The sequence below is a fragment of the Nonomuraea insulae genome (assembly GCF_042656245.1).
Genome location: NZ_JBHSPA010000151.1, coordinates 1 through 11,876 on the forward strand (window position 1 = coordinate 1; position 11,876 = coordinate 11,876).

Below are 11,876 nucleotides of genomic sequence, written 5' to 3' on the forward strand. Positions count from 1 at the left end.
GCCGGTGGAGGTGGTGGCCGCGGGGTCACCGCGCTCCCACGTGCCGGTGGTGGCCGTGTCTGCGGCGCTCGGGTTCGTCGTCCAGCCCGTGGCCGTCTCGAAGGTGTCCTGCCAGACCACGACCGGCTGCGCGGCGGTGGCGATGGTCCAGGTGGTGTACGCGATGGCGTCGGCGTTCCTGTCCAGCGCGGTGTCGTTGATGTTGGCGGTCGTGTCGCAGGCACGGTGGTAGCAGACGTCGAACGCCTGCCCGGAGGTGCCGCCCCACAGCGTGGCCTGGGCGGCGGACTTGATGCCTTCCGCGCCGGTGAACGTGCCGCCCGCGGGAATGCCGACCGCGATGAACGGCCCGTAGTCGGAGCGGCCGTCGAAGTCGGTGCCGCGCGTCGGGACCCCGATCGAGGTGAAGTAGTCCTGGAGGGTACGCTCCAGCGCCGCCGACCCGGCCGGTCCTGGCCCGGAGCCCGTTCCATCCGAGTTGTCGCCGTCGTACACGAAATATCCGGCGTTGGGCGAGCCGACCATGTCGAAGTTCAGGTACCCCTTGACGCGGGCCCGCTCGGCGGCCGGGAGATTGGAGACGTAGAACTGCGATCCCCGCAGCCCCAGCTCCTCCGCCCCCCACCAGGCGAACCGCAGATGCTTGACCGGCTGGAGCGACTGGCGGGCCACTTCGAGCGCAGTCTCCAGATTGGCCGCACTGCCCGAGCCGTTGTCGTTGATCCCGGGCCCCGCGGTGACGCTGTCGAGATGTGCCCCGATCATGAGGATGTCGTTCGGGTCCCCACCGGGCCAGTCGGCGATGACGTTGTACCCGGTGGCGCCGTTGTAGGTGAACGACTGCAGCGTGGTGGTGAAGCCGACCGCGTCGAGCTGCGAGCGGACGTAGTTCGCCGAGGCCAGGTAGCCGGGCCGGCCGTGGGCCCGGGTGCCGCCGTTGGCGTTCGCGATGGACTGGAGCTGGGCCAGATGGGCTTTGACGTTGGCCAGCGAGATGTTTGGAGCCGCGGCGGCCGTGCTCGCTGTGGCGGCGGCGGCCGTGCTCGGCACGGTGAGGGTCAGAGGTAACGCCGCGATTACCGCGACGATGGCCGATCTCATGCCGTTTGTCCAGGTCAAACGCCTAGATAAGCGCATGGCGGCGCCTCCATCCGAGGTCGAGGGTGGAAGATCCCGAGATGGTGCTGTATGGAAGGTAACGCCGCAAACGAGGTTCGCCTAGTGCGTGCTCTGCTCCGTGCGCAGGGCCGTCAGGAGCGATTCGGGGGAGTCGGCGAAGAACCGGATCGAGGTGACCTCGGCCCGGTGGCCGAGCGGCCGTACGACGGTGATGGGCTCGGTCAGCTCGATGGTCACGTTCGTCTGCGAAGAGACCGCCACGGTGACCCGGCCGTCCTTGACCGCGACCATGCTGCCCTCGTTGTAGGTACGACCGGCCCGGACGGCGGCGATGAGCTCACGTGGCACGCGCACGTCGAAGTAGGCCCCGTACCGGATGCGCAGTTCGCCGGGGGTGACGACATGGGGCCGGGTGACGCAGGTCGCCGCCATCATGGCCGCGAACAGCAGTCCGTACACGTCGGCGACCAGCACCGCGTACCGGATCCAGGACGGCACGTCGAGCGCGACCAGCAGCAGGTCCACCACCACCGTCTCGACCGCCATCGCGAACGCCATCAGCGACAACATGAACGTCTGCTCCTTGGCGTACGTCACGACGGTCGCCCCGGCGGGCACCCCGTGCCGTCGGCGAACGACCCACAGCCCGATCGCCGCCAGCCCCTTGACCTCGAACCCCAGAATCCGTAGCGCCACCCCGACCATTGCGCTCCCTCCGACGACGCGTTCACCTCCTATGAGAAACGTTGACGCCGCGTCAAGGTCAAGCCCAGCAAGACGGATCACGTTCTTACGCTGCGTCGCCCTCCAGCGCTTGGGACGTCTCACTGGCCGCAGCCAGCCGCCCGCATTCCGGGCAGGCACACGCCAGCGTCGCCACGAACGACACGTGCCAGTCCCCCACGATGACTGGCCGCACCGGCTCAGCGCACAACGCCACAGCCTCGTCACCATCCATAGCGTGCTGAACCAGGTTTCTACCGCTTCCTGAAGTTCCTGCCTTGTATCGTCCTGGAAGCAGTGCGGGCTCCGGTGGCACCCCCCGGACTTCCAGATCGGCCCATGCCAGTGACCACCGCCGTGCGCCCGCAGGAAACTCAAATCCGTCTTCAGCCAACCGCACCACGGCCACCGACCTGTCCCTAATTTCCGCCACCACCACGCCCGACCGGCCCAGCAGGCAACTGGCATATGCGCGAGTCAGCGGAGGGCTGTGCTCCAACCGCGCAATCTTGACTTCGGTACCAACGACTCCTCTGCTCATGGCCTTTCCCCGTTCCAGTCAGGAAGAAGATCGTGAAAATGCCGACCATCAGCGCGGTCTTGGGAGTCCGCTCAAGGCTCTGTAGCGCTCAGCGATCAGCCGCGCCGCCGTCCGAGAAGCGCTCAACGGGCATACCGTCCACACCCACCGCCCGCTCACGTGCGAAATGCCGCCCGTCCACCACCGAAAGCGCCATCCGGTCGGAGCGCACTCGCACCAGACGACGAGATCGAACCGAACCGTCACCAGGGCCAGCCCGAACCCTGCGCTCACCTCGCAGGCGAGCCCGTGATCGGCCAGGGCGCGGCACAGGCGGCGGGCAGCGGTGACTGCCGGAGAGCATGCGCTCGCGCTATTGCCGATCATGGCTCGCACCTCACGCCACAGATCAAGTGGGGCGGGTGAAGCGAAAGGTCTACACGTCGATCAACCTCGCACCACACAGCCTTGCCGGTCTTCAGGATGCGGACGCCGCATCGGTCGGCGATGCCGTGCATCAGAGGTACGCCCCGTCCGAACTCGGCAAGTTCCTCAGGAACGCGCCAGATAGGGAGCGCGTGGGGATCGGGATCACGGACTTCGATGCGTAGCGTCCCCGACCTGTAGATCAGTGAGAGACGCACCGGTAGATCCGAGTCATCCCAACCGGCCGCGTGCTGGACCGCGTTCGTGACCAACTCCGTGGCCAGCAGATGTGCGGAGTTGACCAAGTCGGGTATTCGCCACGCGGTCAGCACCTCGCTGATGCATCGTCGCGCCGTGTAGCACGCCTCCGGGGCAATCGGGAGCTGGAAGACACGGGATCTCAGATCGTCCGGCACATTCGTCTGTCCCGAGTCGGCGACGACCTCGAACGTGGATCTCATGCGATCTTGACGCCCTTTCCCTTTGCCCTGTGCCGAGTGCGCTCTGACAGTAGGGCGGGGGAAGGGCGGCAACCCGTGCTCTGGGCGCGGGTCAGCTCTCAGCGCGGCTTACTCCAGCAGGCCGATTCGTCGAGCAATGGCTTGTACCTGAGGCTGGAAGGTCGGGCGGGCGCGCTTGAGCAGCGACCGCACCAGGTCACGTGCCAGGGTGTTGTAGCGCAAGTCCTCCGGACCGCTTGCTTCGGCGTTCATCAGGTGCAAGATGACCGCCGCGTCCTCTTGCCGCTGGTCATAGCAACGCGCGACCTCCAGCGCGAAGGTCATGCGGCGTTCTATGGATGGGGACCGGTTCACGTCGAGGCGGTCGGCGACGTACAGCGCCTCGGTGACCTCCCCCGCCTGCATCTCCACACTGACCGTGTGCAGCCCGACATTCAGAGGACCGAACACGGTCCAAAAGACATTGCCCTCTCCCGCCTCGCGCGCCGCTTCCGTGGCTGGCCCCTGTACGCGCTCCCGCGCCGTCCAGTGATCATGTCGCCGACCCGACGTAATCGCCGCAACCAGCCATAACGCGCCTTCAAGGGCTGCTTGATCGGGCGTACGAGCGGGAAGTTCGCACCGAAGATCTTCAATAGATCGGAGTGCCACGTCTTCCGCGCCCTCCGTCTCTCCCTGGGAAAGCAGGATCTGAGCGAGGTTCCATTTCGCGGCGGCGATCCTCAGCGGGTCGTCGGCCGACTCGGCGGACGTCACCGCCCGGTCGGCGACCATGAGAGACAGGTCCATGCGCCCCACGCGCTTGGTGAAGGTCCGCAAGAGAAAGTACAGGTCAGTGGAGATTTGATACGCCTCGCGACGGGCCTGCGCATCTGAGGATTTGCGAAGAGTACGGACGGCGCCCTGAACCTCACGAGTGAGGTCAGGTACGAGCATGCTGACCTCGGTGAACCGGTTCGTCGAGCCCTGCCACAGGCCCCATGCCGTGTCCACCCGCGCCCTCAACTCGGCAAGGTCGGGCGGCTCCGCAGGAGCACTCTCGTAGGCCGTCAGAACGCGTTGCAGGGTCGCGGCTACCGGATGAAGAGCGCTGTCCTCCTCGAACGACGGCTCTCCAATCAGAACGGCGACCGGAACATCCATCACACGCGCCAGGAGGTGAAGCTTGTCGATCGTGGGCGTACGTACACCTCGCTCGATCTGGCTCAGATAGTTCTCACTGATCCCCGCCAGGCCGGCCACGACAGCTTGGGACTTTTTGGACGCCGTTCGGTAGAAGCGAATTCGTTCACCGATGGGGATCTCCGCCGAACCCATGGCATTGGCCTCCCGTACGTCCGGTCACCAGCGCTTTCGCGAACCCTCGATCTCCACGGTAGGCCGGAAAGCCCGCCCACGTGAGACTCTTGGAGCGCACAGTCTGACTTGCGTGGAAAGGCGTTCCCGTGGCCACGAACCGGCTCGTACTCTGGGACATCGATCACACCTTGATCGAAACCGGCGGTGTTGGACGGGAAGTCTTCGCCGACGCCTTCTCCCAGGTGACCGGGATACCCATGAAAGACATGGCCGAGGTCAGCGGACGAACCGAGCTCGTGATCTTCGGTGAAACCCTTGACCTCCACGGCATCCCGCGCTCTGACAAGTACTTCAAGCGCTTCGTCGAGATCCAGGCACGAGGCTATAAGGAACGAGCACACGAACTCCGCCTACGTGGCCGCGTCCTACCAGGAGCGCTCAACGCCCTCCAAGCGCTTGGACGTATAGCTGGCGTTGCTCAAACCGTGCTCACTGGGAACACAAAGGAGGCAGCGCGAGCCAAAATCCAGATCCTCGGCCTGGAGCGACACCTAGACCTGGAGATCGGCGCATACGGCGAAGACGATCCTGTTCGCGCCCATCTTGTAGCCATCGCCCGCGATCGTGTGCACCTCAAGAGTGGGCTGGTCTATGCACCGGACACGACCGTGCTGATCGGGGACACTCCTCAAGATGTGAGCGCGGGAAGGAATGGCGGGGCGTACGTCATAGGCATCGCCTCAGGTAAGAGCAGCACTACCAACCTTAAGGCCGCGGGCGCGGACATCGTCTTCCCCGATCTCACCGACAGCGCTGCCCTAATTAGGGCGATCACTGCGTGAGCTTGCCGGTTTGCTCCTCGATCCATTGAAGTAATCGGCATCGCCGTCCACGCCGGGGCGTCACGAGCATTTTGGCTACGGCCTCGATCGTTGCCGAAATGGACTCTGATGACCTCTCGTGATGATCAGGACGATGAGAGGATGGTGATATATCATATAGTGCTCATGCGCCTCATGCGCGCCTCCAGTAGCATGGTTGACATGGGAAGCGTGCGCTTGGTGCGTGACATCGAAGAGATGAGATCTCAAATAGATGACCGAATGGATCTAGGCAGGAAGATACAAGAAGCGCCACGAAAACATCGGCATGAGATACTTGAATTTCAAAATCAGTTTCTGGATTGGGATGATTACAACTCTTCTCTCCTTCAGGGCGCCTTTGAGGTGCAAGGTTCGCTCACCGTCTCGCCCAAGAGCGAATATGGCATACAGGATATTCACGTATTAAACATCAAGCTGGGAGCTGTAGTTAGCGATGAGCGAACTATTTCGATAATAGAGGCGGCCCTGGAAGCCAAACTCCGCACTCTTGCATCTATCCGCAATCGCCTACCGGTGTGGTCGGAAGTCGCTTCAGTTCCTGAGCTGAAAAGTTCGGGAGACGGAATATTTTTAGTGCATGGGCGTGACCATGGAATGCGGGAAGCAGTGCGGGGATTTTTGGAGCGCCTAACTTCCCGCTCTGTCATTGTTCTCGATGAAACTGCAGGCGCAGGCAGCGATATTCTCGGCAAGCTATTGGCTCAAGCAATCCACGCTTCCTATGCGGTCGTACTGTTAACAGGGGACGATGAAGGGTGCCTAGCAGGTTCGGGCGACGTCAAGCGTAGGGCTAGGCAAAACGTCATTCTTGAACTTGGCCTTTTCATTGGTCTTCTGGGACGGGATAAGGTCACCGTTCTCTATGAGGATGGTGTAGAGATCCCAAGCGATTATCTTGGTGTGTCTTACGTTGAACTCGACCATAGTAAGGGGTGGCAGCTTCACCTAGCGCGCGAACTACGGGCGGCGGGCATAGAAGCGTCTCTCAATAGGATTCTTTAAGCCTTGCGCCGGATTAGTCATCCGAAGCATCGACAGCCTCCTCTATTGGCCGTGCACGAAGCGTATTTGAAGAGGTGATGCTAGTGTCCTTTAGCGGTGTTATTCGGCGCCTCCTGATATCTTGTCCCAAAGATGTACCTCTCGATGATCTGGCCACGATACATAAGACAATAAACCGCTGGAACGGACTGTACGGTCCTAGATTTGGCACAGCCGTTATACCAATATCTTGGGGTATGCACGCAGCTGCTGAATTTGGCCGTGCCCCACAGGACTTGTTGAACGACCAGATAGTAGACTCATGCGATCTCTGTATCGCCATCTTCGCCAATCGACTTGGTACACCAACGTCACGAGCCGAGTCCGGCACTGCGGAAGAAATCCAAAGGCTGAGCGATGATGGCAAATACGTAGGAATTTTACATTGCCAACGTCCGGCAAATCTCGCTCATATTGATTTAAGCCAAGCGCAAAACCTCGCGCAATACCTGGAAGGTCTTTCTAGTCGCGCTCTAGTTCTTGGGTATACGTCGGACGCTGACTTAATCAGTCATGTTGATGCAATACTTACCGCAGCCGTTTCTCGGGACGAAGCGCGAGGGGATGTCCAGAGAGAGTGGGCAGAGCAGTTGCCTCCCAGGCGAATCGCCGAGATATGGCCGAGGGTAGAAACGATCGAGCGGATGCGTACGTCGACCCGGGGAGCATCGCACTCCAGTCGGGATTGGTACCTGGTTCTCCATAACACTGGGAACTCTCCGGCTAGAGATATTTCGGTCAAAACGCAATCCAGTTCGAGTCCCAGAACGGCATGGGACATCGTACGGAGCGGCGATCATCATGAGTCAGACGTAGATGTGTTGGGCCCAGACCAGCAGGTCAGATTTTTTATTGCGCTTAGTCTCGCTAGCGCCAGTCAGGTGGAATGCACTGTCCGCTGGACGGATGATCGGGGAGAACAGGAAAATACGGTCACCCTGCGTCTTGGATAATTGTCCATTTTGGCATGAAGGGCGGTTATCGACTGTTGGACGGCCCTCAGCAGATGAAATGGCCCGAGACGAGAGCACTTCTGCCCGATTTTTCCAGCCAGCCATCCCGCTCATCGGCGGTTAGCCTCTTGAGCTTCACCCTGCCGATGTAGGGGAAGATTTGGTGGACGGCCAGACCGACCGGTAGTTGCGTAGGGTGCCCTGCTGGTCTCGTTTCTTGAGCCCCTTCTCAAGCGAGTCGTTGATGCGGTATTCGGCCATGACTCGATCCTTCTCCCTCTGCGATCTCTTGGAGTTGTCGCCGGCGTTCCGTGTTCAGCCGCAGCGTATGCCGGAAGTTTGCGCCTGATCGTCGCTCTCGCTATACGCGAAGGCAACGATGCGGTAGCGGATCCCCCGCCGGCATCCCAGACCGCATCGGCGATCAAGGGGGTTGGTCGGCGGCGACCCACCATACGAGCTCGTAGTGGGCCTCGAACTAATAGGCGTACTCGGCTCTGTTAGCTGGGGGTTGCCGACGCCGCCCATGCTGCATAGGGGCGTACCAACCGGTGGACCTAGAGGGTGTTCAAGGAGGTTTCAATCTGTACGGGCACCTGCCATGCGAATCGGCCAGATCGAGGAGTGTTCACCTATTGGCGATGCTTTTGGCCCTGCCTCTTGGTTCATTGTGGCTCTGATGAATACCGCTAGATGGCGTATCTACCTGGTCTTTCGCCGAGGCGCCTTGGACTGCGACGGGCTAGCGAGCCGGGGCACGGTCCTCTCTGCCGCTACTCTCCGCTGGATGATTGATGGACGCGCGGATCATGTGCGAAGGTGGCGCTCTCGCGGAGGGGCGGAGATGGATGTCGAGGCCTAAGAGTCGTTTTCAGAGGTGGCTAGATCAACTGTCGGAAGACATCAAGACGTTGACCGGTTTTCTTGGTCATTCTGCGGAGATGGTCATAGCGTTCATCGATCTACTCCGCTGGCTCATCTTTCTGCTCGGCCTGATTTTATTTGCTGCCGGGGCACTAAGGCTCGCATTGAATCCTACGCTTTCATTGCCAGCCCTCATTCAGCCGGGAGTCGGACTTATGATGGTTGTGCAAAATATTAGGCTCCCTGCTAAGTGGCGCAAGAAGGTGGGTAGGTGAATACTGTCATAAAGTCGGGATGAGTCGCGCCCGACCGAGGAAGGGGCGCATTCAATCTGTCGGAAGAATGTAACCACTGTCACCATGTTCGGGTGAACCATGTTGTATCTGATGGTTTCCTTGACGCATCCCATGGGTTGTAGGTGTACGCTTTAGCTAAGCGGCGAACCAGACTGTGCGCACAGTTACGCTAGCCCACGTGGCACGTTGATCATTCAATGCCCCTGGCTGTGTACGCTCCCAGCACCGTCTCTCGAAGGACCGCTCATGATCGTCTTTCACGCGACGTGGCAGCGCGTGGCGCTGTGCGCACTGCTGATGGTCCCGGTGACTCTGGCGATCCTGCTCATGACCCCGTCTTGGCTTGTACTGCCTTTCTTCGCGGGTGGAAGAGACTTCATCTTGCGTGTCTGTGATGCGATCACGGAATGGGTCCGCATCATCGCGGCAGCGAAAAGTGCCAAACAGGCTTTGCGGCGAGCGGCCTGAATGCCTGCCCTGTGGCTCTCTCCCAGGGAAGCCAGCGTCCCCAGGTCAGGAGCGACAGTTATCGACGGCCTGAGTTGCCCTCACAGGTGAAAGGCTCCCGCCCGATTCCCTAGACCTAGTCAGACCCACTTCCCCTGCCGCCGCGTCAAGGTCAAGCCTCGGCGGTGATCAGTTCCAGGAAGGCCGTGGCCGCAGGGGACGGGTGGTTTCCCCAGATCAGGTGCTCCACCCGCGCCGGAGCGTCGTGGAGCCGGATGACGCGCAGGTCGGGAAAGCGTGGTGCGTACGCGGCCGGCAACAGGCCCACGCCGAGGCCGTGCCGTACCAGATCGACCATGAGGTCGGCGGAGGAGACCTCGAAGGTGACGTCACGGCGGACCCCGGCGGCGGCGAAGGCCTCGTCCGACTGGGCCCGGCCGGCGTGGCCGGCGCGGAAGTCCACGAACGGCTCGTCCGCCAGGCTCGACAGGTCGGCTTCCGCGTCCGCCAGGTGATGATCCGGCGTGACCACGGCGACCAGTTCGCCCCTGGCCAGCCGGCGGCTCTGGACGGCCTTCGGTTCCGCACGTGTCGGCAGGCCGAGGAAGGCGACGTCGACGCTGCCCCGCCTGACTTGTTCGATCAGCTCTTCGCTGCCGGTCGAGGTGAGGGTGATGTGCACCCGGGGGTGCCGGCGGCGGAACTCCTTCAGCACGACCGGCAGATCGACGGCCGCGACCGTGGGGATGGCGCCGACGGCGAGCCGCCCGCGGATCTCTCCGCTCGCGGCCGCGACTTCGGCCCTGGCCCGGTCGGCCGCCTCCAGGCACTCCCTGGCGGCGGGCAGGAACGCCTCCCCGGCCGGCGTCAGGCGCACGCGCCGGCTGGTGCGCTCGAACAGCCGGGCGCCCAGTTCCCGTTCCAGGCCGGCAATCTGGTGGCTGAGCGCCGACTGCACGACCCGGCAGCGTTCGGCGGCCCGGGTGAAGTTGCCGGTCTCCGCGATCGCGACGACGTACCTCAGCTGTTGCAGCTCCATTCATCTATCGTGCATCACGATCGTTGGCGATGAAAATTATGCGTTGGACTCATTGATCGAAGCTCCCGCACCCTTGAGCCATGAGAACACTCGAAGAGCACTCGACCTTGAGAGCATGGCTGGGCGTTTCCGCGATCACCGCCAGCTTGTTCGTCTTTCTCACGACGGAGTTGATGCCCGTCGGCCTGCTCACCCCACTGAGCCGCAGCCTGGACATATCAGTGGGCGCCGCCGGGCTGATGGTCACTTTGCAGGGCGTCTCGGCCGGGCTCGGCGTGCCGTTCATCGTGGCGTGGACCAGGCGGGTCAACCGGCGCGTGTTGCTGTCCATGCTGCTGGCTGTATTGGCCGTGGGAAATCTTGTCACCGCCGTCTCGCCGAACTATGCGGTGATCCTGACGACGCGGCTCTTCATGGGATTCGCCAGCGGCGTTTTCTGGGCCATAGGCGTGAGCATGGCGATGCGCCTCGTGCCGGAGCGCCACGCGAACAGGGCGGCCGCCATCGTGATGTCCGGCATCTCGATCGCTACCGTGGCGGGCATACCGCTGGGCACACTCCTGGAGAGTCTCACCACCTGGCGAACCACGTTCCTCATCTGGAGCGGTCTCAGCGTGCTGGTGTTCCTCGTGGTCACCGCCCTGATTCCGTCGCTGCCGTCGGCGAACGCGGTTTCGGTCCGGGAGGTCTTCGGGCTTCCGCTCAGGAACGTGCCGCTGCGTTCGGTGTTGTTCACCGTCGTGCTGTTCGTGCTCGGCCATTTCGGGGCGTACACCTTTGTGCGGCCCTTCCTGGAGAACAACGCGGCCGCCACGCCCGTCTTCATCACCGTGGTGCTGATGGTTTTCGGTGTCGCGGGCGCCGCCGGGAACTTCATCGCCGGGCATACCGTGAACAAGAACCTGCGGGGCAGTTTCATCGTCGGCTGCGCGGGGCTCGTGGTGTCCCTGCTGTTGCTGCTCACGATCGGCAACGGCCAGGCGGGTTCGATCGTCGCGCTGATCCTCTGGGGGCTTTCCTTCGGTGCCGTGCAGTTGTGCCAGGTCAACATGACACTCGCCGCCGCGCCCGAAACCTTCGAAGCCGCCATGTCGCTCAACACCATGGCGTACAACACCTCCATCGCGCTCGGAGCGCTTTTCGGCGGGCTGTTCGCCGATCATCTGGGGGTCACCAGCGTCGTCTGGTTCGGTGTGGCGCTGACGGCGGCTTCGCTGCTCCTCAACCTCGGCACCGGCCGGAAGGCCTCACAGACCGTCGCCGCCGGCGGATGAACCTCGCTCACGCGCCGAGGTCGTCGCCCAGCCGTCGGCGGCTGAACCTCGCTCACGCGCCGAGGTCGTCGGCGAGCCGTCGCAGGTAGCCGGCGAAGCGCAGCTGGTCGTCCTCGTCCCAGGAGGCGGTCAGCTCGTCGAAGACCTGCCGCTGCCACTGCCGCGACCCGGCCAGCAGCTCGTGCCCGCTCTCCGTCAGCTCGAGGCGGGCGCGGCGCCGGTCCTGCCGGGAGGTGTCGCGGGCCAGGTAGCCGGCCGCCACGGCGTCCTTGACCATGCGGCTGGCGCCCGAATGGTCGAGCCCGAGCTGGTGCGCCACGGTTCCCACGGTGGCTTCGTCGGGGTCGGTGCGCACGGCCTCCACGACCAGGATGTGCTGCACGTGGCGGGCCTCCCCGGTCAGCTCCGCGGAGGCCCGCCCGGCCCACCGCCGCGACCAGAACCGCACCAACCGGAACAACGCCGGCCCACCGGCCTCCGATCGTCCGCCCGGCCCGCCGGCCTCCGATCGTCCGCCCGGCCCGCCGGCC

The 11,876-nt window shown here is 63.0% G+C and carries 10 protein-coding genes; 4 read left to right on the forward strand and 6 right to left on the reverse strand.

Features of this window, described 5'->3' with window-relative positions; genetic code table 11:
• The 4 genes from ACFPZ3_RS70175 to ACFPZ3_RS70190 form a co-directional block, all read right to left on the reverse strand.
• Positions 1-1,101, reverse strand: a 1,101-nt coding sequence (locus ACFPZ3_RS70175; RefSeq protein WP_379525373.1) for a M28 family metallopeptidase, incomplete at its 3' end; no start/stop codon positions are given.
• Positions 1,102-1,218: 117 nt separating this feature from the next.
• Positions 1,219-1,815 carry a hypothetical protein gene (locus ACFPZ3_RS70180; RefSeq protein ID WP_379525374.1) on the reverse strand — a complete coding sequence of 199 codons (597 nt, stop codon included), beginning with the start codon at positions 1,813-1,815 and terminating at the stop codon, positions 1,219-1,221.
• Between the two features lie 930 nt (positions 1,816-2,745).
• On the reverse strand, positions 2,746-3,249 hold the full coding sequence (locus tag ACFPZ3_RS70185; protein ID WP_379525375.1) for an ATP-binding protein: 504 nt from the start codon (positions 3,247-3,249) through the stop codon (positions 2,746-2,748).
• A 108-nt stretch (positions 3,250-3,357) separates the two neighbouring features.
• Positions 3,358-4,566 carry a helix-turn-helix domain-containing protein gene (locus ACFPZ3_RS70190; protein WP_379525376.1) on the reverse strand — a complete coding sequence of 403 codons (1,209 nt, stop codon included), beginning with the start codon at positions 4,564-4,566 and terminating at the stop codon, positions 3,358-3,360.
• Positions 4,567-4,694: 128 nt separating this feature from the next.
• Between ACFPZ3_RS70190 and ACFPZ3_RS70195 the strand changes: the two genes are divergently transcribed.
• The 3 genes from ACFPZ3_RS70195 (at position 4,695) to ACFPZ3_RS70205 (ending at position 9,054) form a co-directional block, all read left to right on the forward strand.
• Entirely contained in the window at positions 4,695-5,390 is a 696-nt protein-coding gene (locus ACFPZ3_RS70195; RefSeq protein WP_379525377.1) for an HAD family hydrolase, read from the forward strand.
• Positions 5,391-5,591: 201 nt separating this feature from the next.
• Positions 5,592-6,434: a TIR domain-containing protein gene (locus ACFPZ3_RS70200; protein ID WP_379525378.1), complete on the forward strand. Its 843-nt coding sequence runs from the start codon at positions 5,592-5,594 to the stop codon at positions 6,432-6,434.
• A gap of 2,398 nt (positions 6,435-8,832) precedes the next feature.
• Positions 8,833-9,054, forward strand: coding sequence for a hypothetical protein (locus ACFPZ3_RS70205; protein WP_379525379.1), 222 nt, complete (start codon positions 8,833-8,835; stop codon positions 9,052-9,054).
• Between the two features lie 151 nt (positions 9,055-9,205).
• Here ACFPZ3_RS70205 and ACFPZ3_RS70210 read toward each other — a convergent pair whose 3' ends face one another.
• Positions 9,206-10,072, reverse strand: a complete 867-nt coding sequence (locus ACFPZ3_RS70210) for a LysR family transcriptional regulator (RefSeq protein WP_379525380.1) — start codon at positions 10,070-10,072, stop codon at positions 9,206-9,208.
• An 80-nt stretch (positions 10,073-10,152) separates the two neighbouring features.
• Here ACFPZ3_RS70210 and ACFPZ3_RS70215 point away from each other — a divergent pair, with 80 nt between their 5' ends.
• Positions 10,153-11,346, forward strand: coding sequence for an MFS transporter (locus tag ACFPZ3_RS70215; protein ID WP_379525381.1), 1,194 nt, complete (start codon positions 10,153-10,155; stop codon positions 11,344-11,346).
• Between the two features lie 52 nt (positions 11,347-11,398).
• Here ACFPZ3_RS70215 and ACFPZ3_RS70220 read toward each other — a convergent pair.
• Positions 11,399-11,876: MarR family winged helix-turn-helix transcriptional regulator (locus ACFPZ3_RS70220; protein ID WP_379525382.1), on the reverse strand; the 478-nt coding region annotated here is incomplete at its 5' end.

Bases quoted from the DNA above. Each gene is read 5' to 3' on its own strand.
- ACFPZ3_RS70185 (WP_379525375.1), bottom strand. From the start codon at position 3,249: ATGAGATCCACGTTCGAGGTCGTCGCCGACTCGGGACAGACGAATGTG.
- ACFPZ3_RS70190 (WP_379525376.1), bottom strand. From the start codon at position 4,566: ATGGGTTCGGCGGAGATCCCCATCGGTGAACGAATTCGCTTCTACCGA.
- ACFPZ3_RS70200 (WP_379525378.1), top strand. From the start codon at position 5,592: ATGGGAAGCGTGCGCTTGGTGCGTGACATCGAAGAGATGAGATCTCAA.
- ACFPZ3_RS70205 (WP_379525379.1), top strand. From the start codon at position 8,833: ATGATCGTCTTTCACGCGACGTGGCAGCGCGTGGCGCTGTGCGCACTG.
- ACFPZ3_RS70210 (WP_379525380.1), bottom strand. From the start codon at position 10,072: ATGGAGCTGCAACAGCTGAGGTACGTCGTCGCGATCGCGGAGACCGGC.
- ACFPZ3_RS70215 (WP_379525381.1), top strand. From the start codon at position 10,153: ATGAGAACACTCGAAGAGCACTCGACCTTGAGAGCATGGCTGGGCGTT.